The following is a 21,604-nucleotide window of genomic DNA, read 5'->3' on the forward strand; positions in this document are numbered from 1 at the left end:
AGGTCGCCGGGGGTGAAGGAGCCCGTGGGCCGCCTGGCGAGACGCTCCGCAGGGTTACTGCGTGAGGTAGGCCGGGGCGCTCACGGGCAGGATAAATCGGAACTCGGCGCCGCCGCCGGGGCCGCGGCCGACCGCGATGGTGCCGCCGTGGGCCTCCACGATGCCCTTGACGATGTACAGGCCCAGGCCGGTGCCGCCGCGCTTGCTCCCCCGCCAGAAGCGGGTGAAGACGCGGCCCATCGACTCCTCGGGGATCCCGGGGCCTTCGTCGGTCACGGTGACGGCGGTTCCCTTCTCGTGCGGCGATACGTCGATGGTGACCGTTCCCTCCCCGTGGCGCACCGCATTTTCGAGGAGGTTGCCGAGAATCTGGTCGATCTTGTCCGGATCGGCCCACAGGTCGGGGAGCGGACGGCTCACCCGTACGAGGAACCGCTCGGGGGCCTGGCCGTTCGCGGTGAGCGCCTGGACGTGGCGGCCCACGGCGGTGGCGATGTCGACCGGCTGGCGGCGCACCTCCAGCCGCCCGGAGTCGATGCGGGAGATGTCCAGCAGCTCGGCGATCAGCCGGGTGACGCGGTTGGCGTCGGCGTCGACGGTCTCCAGCATCAGCCGCTTCTGGTCGTCGGTGAACCGCTCCCACTTGGCCAGCAGGGTCGCCGTGAACCCCTTGACGGAGGTGAGCGGGGAGCGCAGCTCGTGGGCGACGGTGGCGATCAGCTCGGCGTGGCTGCGCTCGGTGCGGCGGCGGGCCTCGGTGCCGCGCAGGGTGACGACGAGCCGGCGCACCGGCCCGGTCGGGTGGGTGCGCACGTAGCGGGCGGACACCAGCACCTCGCGGCCGCCCGGGAGCAGCAGGTTGCGCTCGGGCTGGCCGCGGCGGGTGGCCAGGCCCCCGTACGGATCGGTCAGCGCCCACCAGCGGCGGCCTTCGAGGTCCTCCAGCGGCAGCGCCCGGTCGATCCGCGCGCCCAGGGCCCGGGCCGGATCGGTGGCGGTCATCCGGCCCGCGGCCCGGTTGAAGCAGATGACGAGGCCGGTGTGGTCGGCGACCACGAGCCCGTCGGGCAGGTCGTCGGGGTCGATCCCGAAGGCGCTCCCGCCGGTGGCTTCCGGGAACCCGTCCCGGGCCGCGGCGGCGGACGCCGCCGTCCCGCGTGGGCTGTTCGTACCGACGGTCATGTCCCCGTACCCCACATCTCCGAGTAGCGCAGTGGGCCCCCGGGCCGCCAGATTACTAGCTGGGGGTCACGGAGCGGCACCCTCCGGGCGCCCGCTGTGCTCGCGCGGACGCGTACAGGCACACGGCGGCGGCCGTCGCGAGGTTCAGGCTCTCGGCCCTGCCGTGGATCGGGACCCGCACCACGGCGTCCGCCAGGGCCCGGGTCTCCTCCGGCAGGCCCCAGGCCTCGTTGCCGAAGACCCAGGCGGAGGGGCCTCCCATGGTGCCCGAGTCGAGCTCGGCGTCGAGGTCGTCGGCGCCGGCCCCGTCGGCCGCGAGGATCCGTACTCCGGCCGCCCGCAGCCCTGCCACGGCCTGCTCCACCGGGACGCCCACGGCCACCGGGAGGTGGAAGAGGGAGCCCACGGAGGCCCGTACGGACTTGGGGTTGTACAGGTCCACGGAGGCGTCGGTGAGCACCACCGCGTCGGCCCCGGCCGCGTCCGCGCAGCGCAGCACGGTACCGGCGTTCCCGGGGTCGCGGACGTGCGCGAGGACGGCGACCAGCTTGGGCCGGGCCGCCAGGATGTCCTCGAAGGGCGAGTCCAGGAAGTGGCAGACACCGACGAGGCCCTGCGGGGTGACGGTCTGCGAGACCTCGGCCAGCACGTCGTCGCCGGCGTAGTGGACGCGGGCGCCCGCGTTCAGCGCCGCCTCGACGATCCCGGAGTAGCGCTCGGCTGCCTCGACCGTCGCGAACAGCTCGATCAGGGTCGACGCTCCCCCGCTGCCCCGGTGCTCGACGGCCTCACGGACGGCCTGCGGGCCCTCGGCGATGAACCGGCGCTCCTTGGTGCGGAAGTTGCGCCGCGCCAGTCGCCTGGCGGCGGCCACCCGCGGGGAACGGGGGGAGATCAGCTCGGCGGGGGTACCCATGGTCTCAGCGGTTCTCTCTCGGTGGTCCGGGGCGCGGCGCCGTCCGGCCGGGACCGGGGGCGGCACGGAAGTGCGGGGTTCCGCCCCCGCGGTGCGGGGCGAAAGCACACGGACCCGCAGGCGTGGTGCCTGCGGGTCCGTGGGGGCCGGCCGCCGGGAAGCGGGGCCGGCTAGCCCTTAGGCAGCGGCCTTGGGGGCGTTGACGTCGGCGGGGAGCGCCTTCTGCGCGACCTCGACGAGCGCGGCGAACGCGTTGGCGTCGTTGACGGCCAGCTCCGCGAGGATCTTGCGGTCCACCTCGATGTTGGCGGCCTTCAGACCCTGGATGAGGCGGTTGTACGTCATGCCGTTCTGGCGGGCAGCGGCGTTGATGCGCTGGATCCACAGCTGACGGAAGTCGCCCTTGCGCTTCTTGCGGTCGTTGAAGTTGTAGACCAGCGAGTGGGTGACCTGCTCCTTGGCCTTGCGGTACAGGCGCGAACGCTGACCGCGGTAGCCGGAGGCCGCCTCGAGGATCGCCCGGCGCTTCTTGTGGGCGTTTACTGCCCGCTTGACGCGTGCCACTTTTTAACTCCTTGTAGCGGGGCCGTGGGTGTCTTCACATCGGCCCGAATTCGATGGGGTCCCGGTTTCGGCGTCCCGCTCCCGCGGGGGGAGCGGAGACGTCAGATGCCGAGAAGCTTCTTGATCTTCGCGGCGTCGCCGGGGGCCATCTCCGCGTTGCCGGTGAGGCGGCGGGTGACACGGGACGACTTGTGCTCGAGCAGGTGGCGCTTGCCGGCGCGCTCACGGAGCACCTTGCCGGAGCCGGTGACCTTGAAGCGCTTCTTGCTACCGCTGTGCGTCTTGTTCTTCGGCATGGCGCCGTTGTCTCCTCGTCGGTGGCACTCCCACCGGTCCACTGGGGACCGGCTCACGGGAGCGTCAATGTGTGTAGGTGATCCGGGACGGGCTGCCCCTGGATCAGGCCTCGGCGTTCGCCTCGTCGGCAGGCGCCTCGTCGGCGGCGTCCTCGGCGACCTCGGTCTCCTCCACCTCGTCGGCGGCGTCCTCGGAAGGAGCCTCGTCGTCGGTGAGGGCGACACCCTGGCGCTCGGCCTTGCGGGCGGCCTGCGCCTCGCGGGCTTCGGCCATCGCCTCGGTCTTCTTCTTGTGCGGACCGAGAACCATGATCATGTTTCGGCCGTCCTGCTTCGGGTTCGACTCGATGAACCCGAGGTCCTCGACGTCCGAAGCGAGACGCTGCAGCAGTCGGTAGCCGAGTTCCGGCCGGGACTGCTCGCGACCACGGAACATGATCGTGATCTTGACCTTGTCGCCCTGCTTGAGGAACCGAACGACGTGACCCTTCTTGGTGTCATAGTCGTGCGGGTCGATCTTCGGCCGGAGCTTCATTTCCTTGATGACCGTGTGCGCCTGGTTCTTGCGCGCCTCACGGGCCTTCATGGCCGACTCGTACTTGAACTTGCCGTAGTCCATGAGCTTGCAGACCGGCGGGCGTGCGGACGCCGCGACCTCGACCAGGTCGAGGTCGTACTCCTGCGCGAGCTCAAGCGCCTTGGCAAGCGGCACGATGCCGACCTGCTCGCCGCTGGGACCGACGAGTCGTACCTCGGGAACGCGAATCCGGTCGTTGATGCGGGGCTCGGTGCTGATGGATCCTCCTCGGTAGCACCACACGACTGCCTGGCAGACAGCCGCTGACGTGTATTTCCGTCAGACCGACCGCGGCGGGGAGAATGAAAAAAGCCCCGCCGGGCACAGGCAGGGGCTCCAATACAACCGGAGCACCGCCGCGTGCAAACCGCGGGGCGCAAACTCGGGCGGTTTTCCATCGTCCGTACGGAACGATGGATACCGCCTGACCGGATGACCCGCCGCCCCGGAGGGCAGTCAGGTGGGAGAACGGAGCCTCCACTTGTGGGCCGGGCACAGCAGTGTCCGGCCGGTCGATGTACATACTAGCACCCGCGTTGCAAGCCCGCCGCACGGCATATCGTGGGGCGCATGACTGACGCGACACTCCCCTCCGACCCCGCTGCCGAAGAGGCTCCCGACTACGACGCCATGACCCGCGACATCGCGGACGTCCCCGCCGTAGAGGTGATCACCACGGTGGCCGTGCACCTGCTGAGCGCCGCGGCGGTCAACCTGGGCCTGGACAAGCCGGACTCCGAGCACAAGGACCTCGACGAGGCCCGCAAGCTGATCACCGCCCTGGCCGGGCTGGTCACGGCGAGCGCCACCGAGATCAGCTCCTTCCACGCGGCCCCGCTGCGGGACGGCCTGAAGTCGCTCCAGCTGGCCTTCCGCGAAGCCTCCCTCGTCCCGGACGAGCCGGGCCAGGGCCCGGGCGAGAAGTTCACCGGCCCGGTCTTCGGCTGAGCCCTTAGGCCGAGCCGCTCGGCCGAGCCCTCGGCCGAGCCTTCGACCAGCCCTTTCGTCGGACGCCGGGGCGGACGTCACGGCGTCCGACGAACGCGCCGCTCAGCGGGTGTACAACGGCTCGCCGGGCGGTGCCGGGGTGTCCGCCGGCAGCACGGCCAGGTTCAACCCGCGCACCAGCCGGGCCCGCAGGGTGTCGTCCGCCGCCAGCGCCTCGGCGACCCGGCGGGCCGCCGCCGGAGCCTGGGGCCCGGCGTCCAGCACGATCGCCAGCGTGCCGTCGACCTCCGTACCGGCGGGGCCCAGGTGGGCGCGGACCACGGCCGCCTCCGCGGCGACGGCGGCCCGTACGGCCTCCCGTACCGCGGGGTCGGCCAGCGGGTCGGCGTCCGTGCGGCCCTCGGCCAGCGCGCGCAGCGCCGGGCCGGTCAGCTGGTAGGTCACGGGGCCGGCCAGGTCCAGGACCACGGTGTCGGCCTTCTCGTGCGCGGCGGCCGCCAGGGCCTGGTGCAGCGGGACCGCCACCGGCCGGGCGGCCGGGTCCCAGAGGGCGAGCGAGGCGGTCGAGGTGAAGGCGGGCAGCGCCCGCCGGTCTCCCGCGCGCAGGGTCGGGACGGCCATGTCGCTGGTCTTCTCACGCGTGAGGCCCGTCTCCGGGTCGGTCTCGGCCTCGCCGAGGACGGCGACGACCGGAACGAGCAGGCGGGCGTCCCGCAGGGCCGCCAGCACCTGCGGCTCGGCCGACCGGTCCGCGGCCCAGGCGGCCAGGGCCGCGGTCAGCAGGGGATCCGCCGAGCCGTCGTCGTCGGAGAAGCCGGGGTCGGGAATGTTCTTGTTCGCCATGTTCGCCACAGTTACCCGACCCTACTGTGCCGCGCGCCCGTCCGCCCGGGAGCCCCGGTCCCGGGCTGCCACGGCCGCCTCGGCCTGCGCGCCAGCACGGCGGCGAGCACGAGCAGCACGACGCCGGCCGCCGCGGCCTGCGGGGGCCCGAAGCGGGGCTCCCGGGCAGGCGGACGGGCCGCCTCCGGGCCGGGGCCGAAGTACGTGCCCCCGGCCGGTGCGGGCACCGGGACCGGCGCCTCGGGCCGCATGGCCTCGGCGGCCTGGAGGGCGGCGACGGGGTCCACCGTCCCGTGGCCGCGGGCGTCGTCGCGACCGCCCGCCGGGGCGTCGGAGGCGGTGTCCTCCAGCAGCTTCTTGATCTGGGCCGGGGAGAGGTCCGGGTACGCGGCCCTGACGAGGGCCACGGCCCCGGAGACGAAGGCGGCCGCCGCGCTGGTGCCCCAGCCCTCGTAGTACGAGCGGTCGGGGTCGGCGATGACCACGTCGACGCCGGGGGCGCTGACGGTGGCGTACCAGTTGCGCGTGGAGAAGGCGGCCTTGCGGCCGCGGCGGTCGACGGCGGTGACGGCGATGACCCCGGGGTAGGCCGCCGGGTAGGAGACGTGGTCGCCCGTCTTGCCCCCGTTGCCCGCCGAGGCGACGACGACCACGCCCTTGGCGAGCGCGTACTGGACGGCCTCGTCCTCCCCCGCCTCGTGGTGGGCGGAGTCGCTGTCGTCGCCGAGCGACAGGTTGATCACGTCCGCGCCGTGGTCGGCCGCCCAGCGGATGCCCTCGGCGAGGGCGCCGCCCTTGTTGTCGCGGGCCTGGGCGCGGGCCGGGTCGCCCTCCTCCAGGATCACCCGGACCGGCAGGATCTTCGCCTGCGGGGCGACGCCGAGGACGCCCTGTCTGCCGTTGGGCCCGTGGCCGTGCCCGGCGATGATGCCGGCCATGGCCGTGCCGTGGCGGGCCCAGGCGCGGTCACCCCGGCCCGCGCCCGTGCCGATGAGGTCCGTGCCCTCAAGGACCTGTCCGGCGAGGTCGGGATGGGCGTCGTCGACGCCGGTGTCGAGGACGGCGACGGTGACGCCGTCGCCCCGGGTCGTGCCCCAGGCCTCTTCGGCGCGCAGGGCGAGGAGGCCCCACTGCCGGTTCCTGACGGTGTCGGCCGCGGCCGGGGTGACGGCGGCTCCGCCCGCGAGGAGGGCGGCGAGGGCGAGGGCGGCCGCGCGGGCCCCGGCGCGGGACGCTCGGCTCACGGGGTGGGCTCCTGGGCGGACGGCGCGGACGCGGCGGACGGCGCGGAGGGCACCCGCACCCGCGTGGAGTCGGGGACGGGGACCGGTACGCGGACCGGTACCGGCATCGCGGCGGCCTTGGGTACGGGCTTCGGGGCGGAGGACGCGGCGGAAGACGGCGCCGCCGACGGCTCGGGCGGCAGCGCCAGGTCCCGTACCGCCTTGCCGGCGAGGTCGGCGAGGGCCTTGGCCTCGTGACCGAGGCCCGCTTGGGCCACGGCCCCGGTGGCGCCCTCCTTCACCGCTTCCTCGGCCGGCAGCGGCGCGTCCAGCGGGCGGCCGTCGGCGAAGGCCGAGACGGTGTAGACGACGACCGGGGCCTCGGGACGGACGGAGGCGCTCCAGGCCGCCCGCCGGCCGTCGGCGAAGCCGTACGCGGGCGGAGCGGGGAGGCGTCCGGTGAGCTCGGCCATGGCGGGCCCGCTGCCGGGCGTGAAGACCAGGCCGACGGTGATCAGCGAACTGCGGGTGGCGTCGGTGTAGGTGGCGCGCAGGACGCGGGTGCAGCCGGTGGCCGCCAGCAGCGCCCGCCAGTCGGCGGGGAGGGCGGCCGCGCAGTCGGCGTCGGGGGCGAGCGCGGTGCGGGTCCAGGTCCGGTCGGCTCCGCCGGGTCCCGTGGAGGGACCGGCGAGGAGGGGCGGGAAGAGGCTGTCGACGGGGGCGGAACGCCACAGGGAAGCGGCCTCCCGGTAGGCGGCGTCGGGGGGCAACGGCCGGTTCGCGTCGCGGTGTTCGGACCAGAGCTCGTAACCGGCGGCGCCGGTGAGGCCGGTCCCGAGGAGCCCGCACAGGACGGCGGCGAGCACCCGTCCGGGCCGGCGCCGCGGCCGCTCGGCCGGGTACGGGGGCAGCGGTGGATCGGGCTCGCCCAGGAGCGAGGTCCGCGGTGTCGTCGTGGTCATCCGGCGGCTCCGCCCCCCGTCCGTACGGCTGCCTGCCCCGTACTCTACGGTCCCGGCGGCCCCGGCCGGGCCCCGGGGAGCTCCGCGAACCCCCTACCCACCGGTAGAGCCGTCTGGCAAGCTGCCGCCCATGAACTCCCCCGCCGCCGACCGCGCCCGGTACGACCGGGCGACCGCGCACCTCGACGCGCCGCTGGCCGTCGTGGACCTCGACGCGTTCGACGCCAACGCCGACGACCTCGTGCGCCGCGCGGGCGGGAAGCCGGTCCGGGTCGCCAGCAAGTCGGTGCGCTGCCGCGCCCTGCTGGAACGGGTGCTGGCCCGGCCGGGGTTCGCCGGGATCATGTCGTACACCCTCGCGGAGTCGCTGTGGCTGGCCCGGTCCGGTTTCGAGGACGTGCTGCTGGCGTACCCGTCGGCCGACAGGGCCGGTTTCGCGGAGCTGGCCGCGGATCCCAAGCTCGCCGCGGCGGTCACCGTGATGGTCGACGACCCGGCCCAGCTCGACCTCGTCGACCGGTCCCGGGACGGCGGCACGCAGGAGGTCCGGGTCTGCCTGGAGCTGGACACCGCGCTGCACCTCCTCGGGGGCCGCGTGCGGGTCGGCGCGCGGCGCTCACCGCTGCGCGAGCCCGCGCAGTTGGCCGCGCTGGCCCGGGCGGTCTCGGCGCGGCCGGGATTCCGGGTGGTGGGCCTGATGGGGTACGAGGGCCATGTGGCCGGGGTCGGGGACGCGCCGGCGGGCCGGCCGCTGCGCTCTCGCGCGATCCGGCTCATGCAGGCCGCGGCCCGCAAGGAGCTGGCCGCCCGCCGGGCCGAGACCGTCCGCGCCGTCCGGGCGGTCGTCCCGGACCTGGAGTTCGTCAACGGCGGCGGCACCGGCAGTGTGCAGCAGACCGCCGCCGAGGAGGCGGTGACGGAGATCGCCGCCGGTTCGGGGCTCTACGTGCCGAGGCTGTTCGACCACTACACGTCCTTCCGGGGCCGTCCGGCCGCCCTGTTCGCGCAGCCGGTGGTCCGCCGGCCCGGTGTGGGCGTGGTCACCGTGCTGGGCGGCGGCTATCCGGCGTCCGGTGCGCCCGGGGCCGACCGATTGCCGGTGCCGTACCTCCCGGAGGGCCTGCGCTACGACCCCCAGGAGGGCGCGGGCGAGGTGCAGACCCCGCTGCTGGGCGCTCCCGCCGACGACCTGCTGATCGGCGACCGGGTGTGGTTCCGCCACGCCAAGGCGGGCGAGCTGTGCGAGCGCTTCGACACGCTGCACCTGGTCGAGGGCGACCGCGTGACGTCCGCCGCCCCCACGTACCGCGGCGAGGGCCGCACCTTTCTCTAGGGCGGCCGCGGGGCGGCGTGGACGTGGCTCCCTGCTTCCGTTGGGGATCGTCGCGGAGGGGGGAGCACGACAGCCGGGCGCGTCGTGCGACGCCCGGCTGTCGGGGGCAGGGGGCGGCCGTAGGGCCGCGGCGGGGGCTAGAGCGGGGTCACGTACGCGCCCGAGATGCCGCCGTCGACCACGAAGTCGGCGGCGTTGATGAAGGAGGAGTCGTCGCTGGCGAGGAAGGCGACGGCGGCGGCGATCTCGGTGGGTTCGGCGAACCGGCCCAGCGGGATGTGCACGAGGCGGCGGGCGGCGCGCTCGGGGTCCTTGGCGAACAGCTCCTGGAGCAGCGGGGTGTTGACCGGGCCGGGGCACAGGGCGTTGACGCGGATGCCCTCGCGGGCGAACTGCACGCCGAGTTCGCGGGACATGGCCAGGACGCCGCCCTTGGATGCGGTGTAAGAGATCTGGGAGGTGGCTGCGCCCATGATGGCGACGAAGGAGGCGGTGTTGATGATGGAGCCCCGGCCCTGTGCGCGCATGTAGGGCAGGGCGGCCTTGCAGCACAGGTAGACGGAGGTCAGGTTGACGTCCTGGACCCGGCGCCAGGCGTCGAGCTCGGTGGTGAGGATGGAGTCGTCGTCCGGGGGCGAGATGCCCGCGTTGTTGAAGGCGATGTCGACGGAGCCGTAGGTGTCGTGGGCCGTCTTGAAGAGGGCGTCGACCTGTTCCTTGTCGGTGACGTCCACCTTGACGTAGGTGCCGCCCACCTCCTCGGCGGCGGCCTTGCCGGCCGTCTCGTCGATGTCCGCGCACACCACGTTCGCGCCTTCCGAGGCGAGACGGCGGGCGGTGGCCAGGCCGATGCCGCTGCCGGCTCCGGTGATGACGGCGGTGCGGCCTACCAGGCGGCGGCAGATGATCTCTTCGGTGCGATCGGTCATGTCGGTTCAGGCCTCCGTGCTGATGAAGACGTTCTTGGTCTCGGTGAAAGCGGTGAGGGCGTCGGGTCCGAGCTCGCGGCCGAGCCCGGACTGCTTGTAGCCGCCGAAGGGGGTCCAGTAGCGGACGCTGCTGTGGGAGTTGACGGACAGGTTGCCCGCGGCGACGGCGCGCGAGACGCGCAGCGCCCGGCCGACGTCACGGGTCCAGAGCGAGCCGGAGAGGCCGTACTCGGTGGCGTTGGCCAGCCGCACGGCCTCTTCCTCGTCCTCGAAGGGCAGGACGACGGCGACGGGGCCGAAGACCTCCTCGGCGGCCACGGGCGCGGTGGGGGCGACGTCCGTGACGAGGGTGGGCGGGTACCAGAACCCGGGGCCCGCGGGGGCGGTGCCGCGGACGGTCGTGAGGTCGTCGGTGACGTAGGACCGTACGCGGTCCAGCTGGAGCCGCGAGATCAGTGGGCCCATCTGGGTCTTCTCGTCGGCCGGGTCGCCGACGCGCACGCCTTCGATGCCGGGCGCGAGGAGCTCCAGGAACCGGTCGTAGGCGGAGCGCTGGACGAGGATCCTGGTGCGGGCGCAGCAGTCCTGGCCGGTGTTGTCGAGGAAGGCCATGGGGGCGGCCGCGGCGGCCGCCTCGATGTCGGCGTCGGCGAAGACGATGTTGGGGCTCTTGCCGCCGAGTTCGAGGGTGACCCGCTTCACCCGGGCGGCGCACTTGGCCATGATCTGCTTGCCGACGCGGGTGGAACCGGTGAAGACGATCTTCGCCACGCCGGGGTGCTCGACGAGGGCGTCGCCCGCGACGTCCCCGCGGCCGGGGAGCACCTGGAAGAGGTGCTCGGGGATCCCGGCTTCGAGGGCGAGTTCGGCGAGGCGCAGTGCGGTGAGCGGGGTGGTCTCGGCGGGCTTGAGGACGACGGCGTTTCCGGCGGCGAGGGCGGGGGCCAGGCCCCAGGCGGCGATCGGCATGGGGAAGTTCCACGGGGCGATCACGCCGATGACGCCGAGCGGTTCGAGGAAGGTGATGTCGATGCCGCCGGCGACGGGGATCTGGCGGCCCGACAGCCGTTCCACTCCTCCGGCCGCGAAGTCGAGGAGGTCGCGTACGTTGCCGGCCTCCCAGCGCGCGTTGCCGATGGTGTGGCCGGCCTCGCGGACCTCCAGCCGGGCCAGTTCCTCGACGTGCCCGTCGACGACGGAGGCGAAGCGGCGCAGCAGGCGGGCCCGGTCGGCGGGCGCCGCCGCGGCCCAGCCGCGCTGGGCCGCGGCGGCCCGGGCCACCGCGGCGTCGACGTCGTCCCGTGTGGCGGCCGGGACGGTGGCGACGGTCTCCTCGGTGGCCGGATTCAGGATTTCCAGCACATCGGACAACGTGGTGCCTCACAGACGTTCGAAGGTGTGCGGGTGCGGGGCGGGGCGGTGCGGGCGGGTGCCGGCACGGCGTCTACAACCGTTCGAAGGACCGGCGCAGCTCCCAGTCGGTCACGGCCGAGTCGTACGCCTCCAGCTCGACGCGGGCCATGTTCCGGTAGTGGGCGACCACCTCGGGGCCGAAGGCGGCCTTGGCGATCTCGCTGTGCTCCCAGAGCTCCGCGGCCTCGCGCAGGGTGGCGGGGACGTGGGCGTAGTCGCCGGTGTACGCGTTCCCGGTGCAGACCTCCGGCAGTTCCAGCCGGTGCTCGATGCCGTACAGGCCGGCCGCGACCAGGCCGGCGACGGCCAGGTACGGGTTGACGTCGCCGCCCGGGAGGCGGTTCTCGAAACGCATCGAGCGGCCGTGGCCGACGACGCGCAGCGCGCAGGTGCGGTTGTCCACGCCCCAGGCGACGGCGGTCGGCGCGAAGGATCCCGGCTGGAAACGCTTGTACGAGTTGATGTTGGGGGCGTAGAGAAGGGAGAAGTCGCGCAGTGCGGCCAGTTGACCGGCCAGGAAGTGCCGCATCACCGGTGACATTCCGCCCGGTCCGTCACCGGCCATGGCGTTGCGTCCGTCGGCGTCCCCGAGGGAGAGGTGGATGTGGCAGGAGTTGCCCTCGCGCTGGTCGTACTTGGCCATGAAGGTGAGCGACACGCCCTCCTGGGAGGCGATCTCCTTCGCCCCCGTCTTGTAGACGGCGTGCTGGTCGCAGGTGGTCAGCGCCTCGTCGTAGCGGAAGGCGATCTCGTGCTGCCCGAGGTTGCACTCGCCCTTCGCCGACTCGACGACGAGGCCCGCGGCCTGCATCTCGTTGCGGATGCGGCGCAGCAGGGGCTCGATGCGGCCGGTCCCGAGGACGGAGTAGTCGATGTTGTACTGGTTCGCGGGGGTCAGGCCCCGGTAGTTGGCGTTCCAGGCCTGCTCGTAGGTGTCCTGGAAGACCATGAACTCCAGCTCGGTGCCGACCATCGCGGTGTAGCCGTGCTCGGCGAGGCGCTCCAGCTGGCGGCGCAGGATCTGCCGGGGTGCGGCGACGACGGGCGAGCCGTCGGCCCATGCCAGGTCGGCGAGGACGAAGGCGCTGCCGGGGTTCCAGGGGATGCGGCGCAGGGTGGCGAGGTCGGGGTGCATGGCGAAGTCGCCGTAGCCCCGGTCCCAGGAGGACATCTCGAATCCGTCGACGGTGTTCATGTCGGTGTCGACGGCGAGCAGGTAGTTGCAGCCCTCGGTGCCGTGCGCGAGGACCTCGTCCAGGAAGAACTGTGCGGCGAACCGCTTGCCCTGGAGGCGCCCCTGCATGTCCGGGAAGGCCAGGACGACTGTGTCGATCTCACCGTCGGCGACCAGGGAGCGGAGCTCCTCGGGCGCCAGCGGCGGCTTGCGGTCTACCACGGGGATCTCTCCTTCGGTGAGCCGAGTGCGCCTAAGGTATTGAATAGAACCATTGCTTGGGAAGGGGAGGGGCCGAGATGACCGGTACGGCGAGTGAGGGCGACGCCGCACGGCGGCTTAATCCCGTACTGCGACAGGTACGGGCGGGCAACGGTTTCGAGGAGGCGTTGGAGCAGATCCTCCAGGTGGTCCGGCTCGGTCTGGTGCCCGGCGGGGAACGGCTCCCGCCCGAACGGGAGTTGGCGGAGCGGATGGGGATCAGCCGGGTCACGCTGCGCGAGGTGCTGAAGGTACTGCAGGACCAGGGGCTGGTGGAGGCGCGGCGCGGCCGGTACGGCGGAACGTTCGTGCTGCCCCGCCCCGACACGCCGGCGGGCGGCGCGGAGGAGGAGCTGCGCCGGCGTGTCGCGGGCGTGGACATCGAGGACGCCCTGCGGTTCCGCGAGGTGCTGGAGGTGGGCGCGGCCGGACTGTGCGCCGACCACGGGCTGACCGAGGAGGGCGCGGATCGGCTGCTCACCGCGCTGACCGCCACCCACGACGCGCCGCTCGCCGACTACCGCCGCCAGGACACGCTCTTCCACCTGACCTTGTGCGAATTGGCCGGATCCGCCACCCTGACGGCCCAGTACGCGGCCGTCAGGGCCACCGTCAACGACCTGCTCGACTGCATTCCGCTGCTCGTGCGCAACCTGGAGCACTCCCAGCAGCAGCACACCGCGCTGGTCGAGTCGGTACTGGCGGGGGACGCCGCCGGCGCGCGCGAGACGATGCGCGAGCACTGCTGCGGCACGGCGGCACTGCTGCGGGGCTTCCTGGCCTGAGGAGGACCGGCGGCGCCGACGCGGCCGGGGCCGCCGGGCCGGGCCGCCGGACGGTGAGGACTTCGTAACCTCTCTTTGACGCAGAGGTCTTGCGCTCCCCGGTCCACTGCGGCAAAGGTACGCCCCACAACCATTGCCCCGAGGCAGGAGCGCACGATGGCCGACGACATCGAGGCACGGCGGACAGCCGTACCCGCACCCACCCGATCACCCGAGGGCGACTACCTGGAGCGCCGCACGCTGCGCCGCGGCAGCGCCGGCTGGCTGCTGCTCACCGGCCTCGGCGTCGCGTACGTCGTCTCCGGGGACTTCTCCGGCTGGAACATCGGCCTGGAGAAGGGCGGCTTCGGCGGCCTCGCCATCGCCACCGTCCTGATGGGCGCGATGTACGCCTGCCTGGTCTTCTCCCTCGCCGAGCTCTCCACCATCCTGCCGACCGCGGGCGGCGGCTACGGGTTCGCCCGCCGCGCGCTCGGCCCCTGGGGCGGCTTCCTCACCGGCACCGCCATCCTCATCGAGTACATCCTGGCCCCGGCGGCGATCGTCATCTTCATCGGCGACTACGTCGAGTCCCTCGGCCTCTTCGGACTGACCTCCAGCTGGCCCGTGTACCTCGGCTGCTTCGTGGTCTTCATCGGCGTCCACCTCTGGGGGGTCGGCGAGGCGCTCCGCTTCAGCCTCGTCGTGACCGCCGTCGCGGTCGCCGCCCTGCTGATCTTCGCGGTCGGCGCCCTCACCGAGTTCGACGCCGACGGCCTGAACGACATCCCGGTCGACGCGAGCGCCTTCGGCTCCAACTCGTGGCTGCCGCTGGGCGTCCTCGGCATCTGGGCCGCGTTCCCCTTCGGCATGTGGTTCTTCCTCGGCGTCGAGGGCGTACCGCTGGCGGCCGAGGAGGCGAAGGACCCGGTCCGCTCCATGCCCAAGGCGCTCGCCATCTCCATGGGCATCCTCGCCCTGTTGGCCCTGATCACCTTCCTCGCGGCGACCGGCGCCCAGGGCGCGGACGCCGTCAAGTCCGCCGGCAACCCCCTCGTCGTCGCGCTGGAGGGAGACGACGGCCCGACCGCGCTGAGCCGCTTCGTGAACTACGCGGGCCTCGCGGGCCTCGTGGCCTCCTTCTTCTCGCTCATCTACGCGGGCTCGCGCCAGCTGTTCGCCCTCTCGCGGGCCGGCTACCTGCCCCGCTTCCTCTCGCTCACCTCGAAGCGCAAGGCCCCGTACCTGGGCCTGGTCATCCCCGGCGCGATCGGCTTCGCGCTCGCCGCGGCCACCGGCAACGGCGCGCGGATGCTCAACATCGCGGTGTTCGGCGCGACCATCTCCTACGCCCTGATGGCCCTCTCGCACATCGTGCTGCGCCGCCGGGAGCCGGGCCTGGAGCGCCCGTACCGCACCCCGGGCGGCACGGCGACCTCCTCGGTGGCCTTCGTCCTCGCGCTGTCGGCCCTGGTCGCCACCTTCCTGGTGGACAAGGACGCGGCGTTCATCGCGCTGGCCGTGTACGCCGTCGCACTGGCGTACTTCGCGTTCTACAGTCGGCACCACCTCGTGGCCGCCGCGCCCGAGGAGGAGTTCGCGGCCCTGGCGAAAGCCGAGGCGGAACTGGTCCGCGACTGAAACCCTGACCCCGACCCCTCATCCCCTTCCTGGAGGTACGACCGTGTCACGGCCGCTCATCGGCATCACCACCTACGTGGAGGAGTCCACCCGCTACGGCGTATGGGACCTCGCCACGTCCCTCGTGCCCACCGGGTACTACGAACTCGTCCAGGCGGCGGGCGGCGCGGCCGTGCTGCTCCCGCCGGACGAACCCGGGGCGGCGGCGGAGGTGTTGAGCCGGCTGGACGGCCTGGTCGTCGCGGGCGGACCGGACGTGGACCCGGTCCACTACGGCGCCGCCCGCGACTCCCGTACGGGGGAACCGGCGACGGTCCGCGACGAGTGGGAGCTCGCCCTGCTCGCGGCCGCGCTGGACGCCGACATGCCGGTGCTCGGCATCTGCCGGGGCATGCAGGCGCTGAACGTGGCCCTCGGCGGCACCCTGATCCAGCACATCGACGGGCACTACGAGATCCCGGGCGTCACATCCTGGCATCCGGTCACCCCGGTACCGGGTACGCGCTACGCGGCCCTCGTCCCGGAGGAGGCGCAGGTCCCGACCTACCACCACCAGGCCGTCGCCCGCCTCGGCCGCGGCCTGATCGCCTCGGCGCACGCCACCGACGGCACGGTGGAGGCGATCGAACTCCCCGACTCGGAGCGCTGGGTCCTGGGCGTCCAATGGCACCCGGAACGCAACAAGGACACCCGCGTCATGGCCTCCCTGATCGAAGCAGCCTCCCTCCACACCCCCGTCCCGGTCTCCTGACCCCACCCCCGCCGGGGGCCCTGCCGGCCCGCCGACGTGTGAGGCGCGGGGCCCGGGGCGGTACCCCGATCCTGGAGCCCCGCCGGCGTGTGAGGCGCGGGGCCCGGAGCCGTGCCCCGGGGCCCCGCGCCACGGCCGCGCACGGCGGGAACCCGTTACACCGCCCGTCGCGTCAGCGACAGCAGATCCCGCGCCGGCCCCGCAGGACGGGCCCCCGCCGACCACACCGCCCGCAACGCCCGCCCCAACGCCGCCCCGGCCACCGGCACCTCCACCAGCCGCCGCGCCGCCAGCTCATCTCCCACCGCCAACTCCGACAGCACGCACGGCCCCGCCCCGCTCAACGCCGCCGCCTTCACCGCGGTCGTCGACGCCAGCTCCAGCAACGGCGCCGCCAACCCCCCGCACCCCGCCAGCGCCGCGTCCAACACCTGCCGCGTACCCGACCCCCGCTCCCGCAGGATCAACGGCATCGCCGCGAGTTCCGCCGCCTCCACCCCCCGCGAGCGCCGCGCCCACGCGTGCCCCGGCGCCACCGCCACCACCAGCCGGTCCTGCGCGATCACCGCCGAGTCCAGCCCCTCCGGCACCGTCAGCCCCTCCACGAACCCCAGGTCCGCCTCATGGGCGAGCACCCGCGCCGCGACCACCGCCGAGTTCCCCGCGTGGAGCGACACCGCCGTGTCCGGCCGCTGCCCCCGCAGGGCGATGAGCCATCCCGGCAGCAAGTACTCCGCGATGGTCATGCTGGCCGCCACCCGCAGCCGCGAGTCCCGGCGCCCGCGCAGCGCCTGCGCCCCCGCGTCGAAGGCCTCGGCGGCCTCCACCACCTTGCGGGCCCAGTCCGTGACGAGCGCCCCCTCCGCCGTCAGCGTCGAGCCGCGCGGCGACCGGTCGACCAGGGCCACCCCCAGCCGGGTCTCCATCGCCCGGATCCGGCTGCTCGCCGCGGGCTGGGTGATGCCCAGCCGCCGGGCCGCGCCGCTCAGGCTGCCGACCCGCGCGACCGCGAGCAGCAGTTCCAGCGCGCCCAGATCCGGCACCCGGTGCGCCAACGGAACCCACTCCTCGTTACCCATAACATCAGTTTATGACCCTATAGCGAGATGGCCTCTGCCGTCCGGCCTCGACCCCCGGGACTCTGGACCCATGGCCACCACCCTCGTGCGACCGCGCACCCCCCGCACCACCGAGACCGCCCCCCGGGCCCACCAGGCCCTGCGGCACCTCGGCCCGAACTGGTACGCCTGCGTCATGGGCACGGCGATCATCGCCAACGCCGGCGCGACCCTCCCGTACCAGCTCCCCGGACAGCGCGCGGCCTGCCAGATCGTGTGGGCGCTGTCCGCCGCCGTCCTGGCCGTGCTGCTCACCGCCCGGGCCGGGCACTGGATCCACCACCGCGACCAGGCCCGCGCCCACCTCCTCGACCCGGCCGTCGCCCCCTTCTACGGCTGTCTGTCGATGGCCCTCCTGGCCGTCGGCGGCGGCGCCCTGATCGTCGGCAAGGACCTGATCGGGACCGGCGCGGCCGTCGCCGTCGACGCCGTGCTCTTCACCGCCGGCACCGCGATCGGCCTCACCATGGCCGTGGTGGTTCCGTACCTGATGGTGGTCCGCCACAAGGTCGAACCGGAGCAGGCCACCCCGTCTGGCTGCTCCCCCTGGTCGCCCCGATGGTCTCCGCCGCCCTGGGCCCGCTGCTGATACCCCACCTGCCCGACGGCCGGCCCCGCGAGGCCATGCTGCTGGCCTGCTACGCGATGTTCGGGATCAGCATGTTCGCCACCCTGATGATGCTCCCGCTGGTGCTCGGGCGGCTGATCGTCAGCGGCCCGCTGCCCCTGGTCCTCACCCCCACCCTCTTCCTGGTCCTGGGCCCGCTCGGCCAGTCCACCACCGCCGTCAACCAGCTCGCCGACATGGCGCCCGGAGCGATCGGCGCCCCCTACGCGGACGCGCTCGGCGCCTTCGCGGTGGTCTACGGGGTCCCCGTGATGGGCTTCGCCCTGCTGTGGCTGGCCCTGGCCGGGGCGATGCTGGTCCGGGCCGCCCGCGCCGGGATGGGCTTCGCCATGACCTGGTGGGCCCTGACCTTCCCCGTGGGCACCTGCGTCACCGGCGCCGCCGGCCTGGCCCGCCACACCGGCCTGACCGCCTTCGCCTGGCTCGCCGCGGCGCTCTTCCTGGCCCTGCTCACGGCCTGGCTGCTCGCCGCCGCGCACACCCTGCGCGGCCTGTTCAGCGGCCGCCTCCTGGCCGCCCCCCGCTGAGCCCCGCCGGGCCCCCGCCCCGAGCTCCCCGTCCGAAGCCGCCCCGCCGCTGGTCAGCGGGCCGCCGCCAAGCCTTCCTCCAGCGCCCGAGCCAGTACCGCCGGCGCCTCGGCCAGGGAGGGCCCGTACCAGGTCAGATGGCGCCCGCTGACGAGCGCGGCCGGGAGCCCCGGGAAGGCCTCCGGGCCGTCGCCGGCCGTGAAGCGGTACGGCTCGTCGGGGAGGACCACCAGATCGCAGCCGGCGCCCGCGAGCTCGTCCACCGGCACCCTCGGATAGCGTTCGGCGTGCCCGGCGTACGCGTTGCGCACGCCCAGCCGGGCCAGCAGGTCCCCGGCGAAGGTGTCCCGGCCGAGCACCATCCACGGCCGCCGCCACACCGGTACGAAGGCGGTCAGCGGACCCAGCGGCCGCGCCCGGGCCCACGCGGCCTCCGCGTCCGCCAGCCACCCCGGCCTCCTCAGCCCCAGCGCCCGCACCAGCACCCGGTCCAGCTCGCGCAGCGCCTGCGGCAGGTCCCGGACCTCGGTGAGCAGCACCTCCACCCCGGCCGCCCTCAGCTCCGCCAGGTCCGGGGCCCGGTTCTCCTCCTCGTTGGCGATCACCAGGTCCGGGCGCAGCGCCGTGATCCGCCGGACGTCGGGGTTCTTCGTCCCCCCGATCCGCTCCGCGTCACCGAGTCCGGCGGGATGCGTGCACCAGTCGGTGACCCCGACCAGCAGCCCGGGCGCGGTCACGGCCACCGCCTCGGTCAGCGAGGGCACCAGCGAGACGACCCTGCGCCGCACCCCGCTCAACGCCCGGGCGACGGCGGCTCGGACGTGGCGTGGATGTGTTCGCCCACCGCCACCACCAGGATCCGGGTGTCCTCCGTGACGGCCCGCCAGCGGTGGCGCACCCCGCCCGACAGGAACAGCGCGTCCCCGCTCTCCAGCCGGTACGCCCGCCCCTCCGCCTCCACCTGGCAGGCGCCGGCGACGACGTACATCAGCTCGTCGTTGCGGTGCTGGTACTCGCGGCCTGCGTCCTGGTCCCCGGTGAACTCCAGGGCGTGCAGCTGGTGATGTCCGCGCACCAGGGGCCGTACGCCCGGGACCGGGTTGAGCCCGGACTCGTCGCCGGCGCGTACGAGGTCAACGGTGCGGGCGGTGTCGGAGGCGGCCAGCAGTTCGACGGCCGTGGTCTCCAGCGCGTCCGCGACCCGCTCCAGGGACCGCATGCTGGGCCGGGCCCGCTCGTTCTCTATCTGGCTGAGGAAGGGCACCGACAGGCCGCTTCGCGCCGACACGGCGGCCAGGGTGAGGTGGAGGGCGCGACGCCGCTTGCGCACGGCCACGCCCACCCGGAGCGGTTCCTTGGCGTCCTTGTCCTTGCCCTTGTCGTCCGGCTCGTCCGGCTGGTGCGGCTCGGCGTCCGGGCCGTCCCTGCCGTCCCTGCTGTTCATGTCGGGGCTGCCCTCCCCATGTCCGTCGCTCATCGGTGTGCTGTAAGCACCTTACGCAGCAACGGCCCCCGGTTTCGCGCGCACGAGTCCACTGCTCCCCCGAACCGTTACTTCCCCCCGGCCGCCCGGTCACGGTCCGTGGCTGCCGGGCGAGGGGCGCGGACCCGTTGCGGCATCATCGTCCCCGTGACGACACGACACCTGATGCTGCTGGACACCGCCTCCCTCTACTACCGCGCCTACTTCGGCGTGCCGGACTCCGTGAAGGCCCCCGACGGCACCCCCGTCAACGCGGTGCGCGGGCTGCTGGACTTCATCGGCCGGCTGGTGCAGGACCACCGGCCCGACGATCTGGTCGCCTGCATGGACGCCGACTGGCGGCCGCGCTGGCGGGTCGAGCTGATCCCCTCGTACAAGGCCCACCGGGTCGCGCGGGAGAGCGAGTCGGGGCCGGACCTGGAGGAGACACCGGACACCCTCGCCCCGCAGGTCCCGATCATCGAGGCGGCCCTGGACGCCTTCGGCATCGCCCGCGTCGGGGTCGCCGGGTACGAGGCGGACGACGTGATCGGCACGCTCACCGGCCGCGCGACGGGCCCGGTGGACATCGTGACGGGCGATCGGGACCTCTACCAGCTGGTGGACGACGCCCGGCAGCGGCGCGTGCTGTACCCGCTCAAGGGCGTCGGCACCCTCCAGGTCACGGACGAGGCCTGGCTGCGGGAGAAGTACGGGGTGGACGGACCCGGGTACGCGGACCTGGCCCTGCTGCGCGGGGACCCCAGCGACGGGCTGCCGGGCGTTCCCGGCATCGGCGAGAAGACGGCCGCGAAGCTCCTGGACGCGTACGGCTCGCTCGCCGGGATCATCGCGGCGATCGACGACCCGAAGTCGAAGCTGACCCCCACCCAGCGCAAGCGCCTCGACGCATCCCGGCCCTATCTCGCGGTGGCCCCGAAGGTGGTCCAGGTGGCCTCCGACGTGCCGCTACCCCCGTTCGACCCCGCGCTTCCGGCCCTTCCGGCACAGCCGGAACTGGTCGGCGCGCTCGCCCATCGGTGGGGTCTCGGTGGGGCGGTCTCGCGCCTCAGCAGCGCGTTGCGCGCCTGAGGTGCTAACTTAGGTAAGCCTAAGCATCAGGGGACTCAGGGGAGAGAGCCGTGGCAGAAGGACGCGCCCGCACCGTCGGCACCGCCGTCGTCGTACGCACCGAGCGGCTGACACCGCACATGGTGCGCGTCGTGCTGGGCGGTGACGGATTGGCCGGATTCGGCGCGGGCGAGTTCACCGACCACTACGTGAAGCTCCTGTTCGCCCCGCAGGGCGTCCGCTACCCCGCGCCGTGGGATCTGGAGCGGATCCGCTCCGACTTCCCCCGCAACCTGTGGCCGCGCCAGCGCGCGTACACCGTACGGGCCTGGGACCCGGTGCGGCGGGAGCTGACCCTGGACTTCGTCGTCCACGGCGACGAGGGCCTGGCCGGCCCGTGGGCCGCGCGGGTCCGACCGGGCGAGCTCGTCCACTTCCTCGGCCCCGGCGGCGCCTACGCGCCGGACGCGACGGCGGACTGGCACCTGCTCGTGGGCGACGAGAGCGCCCTGCCGGCGATCGCCGCGACCCTGGAGCGGATGCCCGCCGGTGCGCGGGTGCACGCGTTCGTCGAGGTCGAGGGCCCGGCGGACGAGCACAGGATCGCGACCCCGGACGGGACCGTGCCCGTGTGGCTGCACCGCGGCACGCGCCCGGTCGGCGAGGCCCTGGTCGAGGCGGTCACCTCGCTGGACTTCCCCCCCGGCGAGGTCCACGCCTTCGTCCACGGCGAGGCCGGCTTCGTCAAGGAGCTCCGGCGCCACCTCCGCCTGGAGCGCGGCGTCCCGCGCGAACGCCTGTCGATCTCGGGCTACTGGCGCCTGGGCGAGACGGACGAGGGTTGGCGCGCGATCAAGCGCGACTGGAACGCCACGGTGGAAGCCGAACAAGAACTCCGCCACAACGCCGCCGCCTGACCGCCCCGGCCCCCGCCCGGGCGCACCCCGAGGCGCGGGGCCGGGGCGGAGCGCCGATCTCCGGACCCCGCTCGGGCACCCGGCCCCGCCGGCGTCGGAGGCGC

General features: G+C 73.8%; 21 protein-coding genes and 1 pseudogene. 8 read left to right on the plus strand and 14 right to left on the minus strand.

What is annotated here, in order from left to right:
* Positions 1 to 54: 54 nt before the first annotated feature.
* From ACWFQ8_RS22505 to infC, 5 genes are all read right to left on the minus strand, one after another.
* The gene (locus ACWFQ8_RS22505; protein ID WP_453788052.1) at positions 55 to 1,182 is read right to left on the minus strand and encodes an ATP-binding protein; all 1,128 of its coding nucleotides are present in this window, start codon (positions 1,180 to 1,182) and stop codon (positions 55 to 57) included.
* 55 nt (positions 1,183 to 1,237) lie between these two features.
* On the minus strand, positions 1,238 to 2,098 hold the full coding sequence (locus tag ACWFQ8_RS22510; RefSeq protein WP_453788053.1) for a TrmH family RNA methyltransferase: 861 nt from the start codon (positions 2,096 to 2,098) through the stop codon (positions 1,238 to 1,240).
* 177 nt (positions 2,099 to 2,275) lie between these two features.
* Complete coding sequence (gene rplT / locus ACWFQ8_RS22515; RefSeq protein WP_007263143.1) at positions 2,276 to 2,662, minus strand: 50S ribosomal protein L20; 387 nt, start codon at positions 2,660 to 2,662, stop codon at positions 2,276 to 2,278.
* Between the two features lie 101 nt (positions 2,663 to 2,763).
* A complete protein-coding gene (gene rpmI / locus ACWFQ8_RS22520; protein WP_453788054.1) occupies positions 2,764 to 2,958 on the minus strand; it encodes a 50S ribosomal protein L35 in 195 nt (64 codons plus the stop codon).
* Positions 2,959 to 3,061: 103 nt separating this feature from the next.
* On the minus strand, positions 3,062 to 3,778 hold the full coding sequence (gene infC / locus ACWFQ8_RS22525; RefSeq protein ID WP_453788055.1) for a translation initiation factor IF-3: 717 nt from the start codon (positions 3,776 to 3,778) through the stop codon (positions 3,062 to 3,064).
* A gap of 327 nt (positions 3,779 to 4,105) precedes the next feature.
* On the opposite strand from infC, the gene ACWFQ8_RS22530 reads away from it, so the two are divergent.
* Positions 4,106 to 4,483 carry a DUF1844 domain-containing protein gene (locus ACWFQ8_RS22530; RefSeq protein ID WP_453788056.1) on the plus strand — a complete coding sequence of 126 codons (378 nt, stop codon included), beginning with the start codon at positions 4,106 to 4,108 and terminating at the stop codon, positions 4,481 to 4,483.
* 102 nt (positions 4,484 to 4,585) lie between these two features.
* Here ACWFQ8_RS22530 and ACWFQ8_RS22535 read toward each other — a convergent pair whose 3' ends face one another.
* Genes ACWFQ8_RS22535 through ACWFQ8_RS22545 form a run of 3 tightly spaced genes read right to left on the minus strand, consistent with a single transcriptional unit; the run spans position 4,586 to position 7,511 of the window.
* On the minus strand, positions 4,586 to 5,326 hold the full coding sequence (locus ACWFQ8_RS22535; RefSeq protein WP_453788057.1) for an SseB family protein: 741 nt from the start codon (positions 5,324 to 5,326) through the stop codon (positions 4,586 to 4,588).
* Positions 5,327 to 5,337: 11 nt separating this feature from the next.
* The gene (gene mycP, locus ACWFQ8_RS22540) at positions 5,338 to 6,570 is read right to left on the minus strand and encodes a type VII secretion-associated serine protease mycosin (RefSeq protein ID WP_453788058.1); all 1,233 of its coding nucleotides are present in this window, start codon (positions 6,568 to 6,570) and stop codon (positions 5,338 to 5,340) included.
* The gene (locus ACWFQ8_RS22545) at positions 6,567 to 7,511 is read right to left on the minus strand and encodes a hypothetical protein (protein ID WP_453788059.1); all 945 of its coding nucleotides are present in this window, start codon (positions 7,509 to 7,511) and stop codon (positions 6,567 to 6,569) included. Before ACWFQ8_RS22545 ends, mycP begins: the two co-directional genes overlap by 4 nt.
* Before the next feature lie 130 nt (positions 7,512 to 7,641).
* Here ACWFQ8_RS22545 and ACWFQ8_RS22550 point away from each other — a divergent pair, with 130 nt between their 5' ends.
* Positions 7,642 to 8,844, plus strand: a complete 1,203-nt coding sequence (locus ACWFQ8_RS22550) for an amino acid deaminase/aldolase (RefSeq protein WP_453788060.1) — start codon at positions 7,642 to 7,644, stop codon at positions 8,842 to 8,844.
* Positions 8,845 to 8,981: 137 nt separating this feature from the next.
* Here the strand turns inward: ACWFQ8_RS22550 and ACWFQ8_RS22555 are convergent, their stop codons facing one another.
* The 3 genes from ACWFQ8_RS22555 to ACWFQ8_RS22565 form a co-directional block, all read right to left on the minus strand.
* Positions 8,982 to 9,773: a 3-oxoacyl-ACP reductase gene (locus ACWFQ8_RS22555; RefSeq protein WP_453788061.1), complete on the minus strand. Its 792-nt coding sequence runs from the start codon at positions 9,771 to 9,773 to the stop codon at positions 8,982 to 8,984.
* Between the two features lie 6 nt (positions 9,774 to 9,779).
* Positions 9,780 to 11,144: an aldehyde dehydrogenase family protein gene (locus ACWFQ8_RS22560; RefSeq protein ID WP_453788062.1), complete on the minus strand. Its 1,365-nt coding sequence runs from the start codon at positions 11,142 to 11,144 to the stop codon at positions 9,780 to 9,782.
* Between the two features lie 73 nt (positions 11,145 to 11,217).
* Positions 11,218 to 12,582: a glutamine synthetase family protein gene (locus ACWFQ8_RS22565; protein ID WP_453788063.1), complete on the minus strand. Its 1,365-nt coding sequence runs from the start codon at positions 12,580 to 12,582 to the stop codon at positions 11,218 to 11,220.
* Positions 12,583 to 12,659: 77 nt separating this feature from the next.
* Between ACWFQ8_RS22565 and ACWFQ8_RS22570 the strand changes: the two genes are divergently transcribed.
* The 3 genes from ACWFQ8_RS22570 (at position 12,660) to ACWFQ8_RS22580 (ending at position 15,777) form a co-directional block, all read left to right on the plus strand.
* Positions 12,660 to 13,406, plus strand: a complete 747-nt coding sequence (locus ACWFQ8_RS22570) for a FadR/GntR family transcriptional regulator (RefSeq protein ID WP_453788064.1) — start codon at positions 12,660 to 12,662, stop codon at positions 13,404 to 13,406.
* Between the two features lie 156 nt (positions 13,407 to 13,562).
* Entirely contained in the window at positions 13,563 to 15,026 is a 1,464-nt protein-coding gene (gene eat / locus ACWFQ8_RS22575; RefSeq protein WP_453788065.1) for an ethanolamine permease, read from the plus strand.
* Between the two features lie 43 nt (positions 15,027 to 15,069).
* Entirely contained in the window at positions 15,070 to 15,777 is a 708-nt protein-coding gene (locus tag ACWFQ8_RS22580; protein WP_453788066.1) for a gamma-glutamyl-gamma-aminobutyrate hydrolase family protein, read from the plus strand.
* Positions 15,778 to 15,932: 155 nt separating this feature from the next.
* Here the strand turns inward: ACWFQ8_RS22580 and ACWFQ8_RS22585 are convergent, their stop codons facing one another.
* Positions 15,933 to 16,856 (minus strand): LysR family transcriptional regulator, encoded by a 924-nt coding sequence (locus tag ACWFQ8_RS22585; protein ID WP_453788067.1) that lies wholly within the window; start codon positions 16,854 to 16,856, stop codon positions 15,933 to 15,935.
* 70 nt (positions 16,857 to 16,926) lie between these two features.
* On the opposite strand from ACWFQ8_RS22585, the pseudogene ACWFQ8_RS22590 reads away from it, so the two are divergent.
* Positions 16,927 to 18,050, plus strand: a pseudogene (locus ACWFQ8_RS22590) (TDT family transporter).
* Between the two features lie 53 nt (positions 18,051 to 18,103).
* Here the strand turns inward: ACWFQ8_RS22590 and ACWFQ8_RS22595 are convergent.
* Positions 18,104 to 18,847: a helical backbone metal receptor gene (locus tag ACWFQ8_RS22595; protein ID WP_453788068.1), complete on the minus strand. Its 744-nt coding sequence runs from the start codon at positions 18,845 to 18,847 to the stop codon at positions 18,104 to 18,106.
* Positions 18,844 to 19,392: a helix-turn-helix domain-containing protein gene (locus ACWFQ8_RS22600; protein ID WP_453788094.1), complete on the minus strand. Its 549-nt coding sequence runs from the start codon at positions 19,390 to 19,392 to the stop codon at positions 18,844 to 18,846. Before ACWFQ8_RS22600 ends, ACWFQ8_RS22595 begins: the two co-directional genes overlap by 4 nt.
* A 306-nt stretch (positions 19,393 to 19,698) precedes the next feature.
* Between ACWFQ8_RS22600 and ACWFQ8_RS22605 the strand changes: the two genes are divergently transcribed.
* Positions 19,699 to 20,604 (plus strand): 5'-3' exonuclease, encoded by a 906-nt coding sequence (locus ACWFQ8_RS22605; protein WP_453788095.1) that lies wholly within the window; start codon positions 19,699 to 19,701, stop codon positions 20,602 to 20,604.
* 50 nt (positions 20,605 to 20,654) lie between these two features.
* Entirely contained in the window at positions 20,655 to 21,500 is an 846-nt protein-coding gene (locus ACWFQ8_RS22610) for a siderophore-interacting protein (RefSeq protein ID WP_453788069.1), read from the plus strand.
* The last annotated feature ends 104 nt before the right edge of the window (positions 21,501 to 21,604 follow it).

It is taken from the genome of Streptomyces sp. NPDC055254, assembly GCF_053606025.1.

Bases quoted from the DNA above. Each gene is read 5' to 3' on its own strand.
- ACWFQ8_RS22510 (WP_453788053.1), bottom strand. From the start codon at position 2,098: ATGGGTACCCCCGCCGAGCTGATCTCCCCCCGTTCCCCGCGGGTGGCC.
- ACWFQ8_RS22555 (WP_453788061.1), bottom strand. From the start codon at position 9,773: ATGACCGATCGCACCGAAGAGATCATCTGCCGCCGCCTGGTAGGCCGC.
- ACWFQ8_RS22545 (WP_453788059.1), bottom strand. From the start codon at position 7,511: ATGACCACGACGACACCGCGGACCTCGCTCCTGGGCGAGCCCGATCCA.
- ACWFQ8_RS22535 (WP_453788057.1), bottom strand. From the start codon at position 5,326: ATGGCGAACAAGAACATTCCCGACCCCGGCTTCTCCGACGACGACGGC.
- ACWFQ8_RS22585 (WP_453788067.1), bottom strand. From the start codon at position 16,856: ATGGGTAACGAGGAGTGGGTTCCGTTGGCGCACCGGGTGCCGGATCTG.
- ACWFQ8_RS22605 (WP_453788095.1), top strand. From the start codon at position 19,699: ATGCTGCTGGACACCGCCTCCCTCTACTACCGCGCCTACTTCGGCGTG.
- eat (WP_453788065.1), top strand. From the start codon at position 13,563: ATGGCCGACGACATCGAGGCACGGCGGACAGCCGTACCCGCACCCACC.
- ACWFQ8_RS22550 (WP_453788060.1), top strand. From the start codon at position 7,642: ATGAACTCCCCCGCCGCCGACCGCGCCCGGTACGACCGGGCGACCGCG.
- rpmI (WP_453788054.1), bottom strand. From the start codon at position 2,958: ATGCCGAAGAACAAGACGCACAGCGGTAGCAAGAAGCGCTTCAAGGTC.
- ACWFQ8_RS22505 (WP_453788052.1), bottom strand. From the start codon at position 1,182: ATGACCGTCGGTACGAACAGCCCACGCGGGACGGCGGCGTCCGCCGCC.
- ACWFQ8_RS22530 (WP_453788056.1), top strand. From the start codon at position 4,106: ATGACTGACGCGACACTCCCCTCCGACCCCGCTGCCGAAGAGGCTCCC.
- ACWFQ8_RS22570 (WP_453788064.1), top strand. From the start codon at position 12,660: ATGACCGGTACGGCGAGTGAGGGCGACGCCGCACGGCGGCTTAATCCC.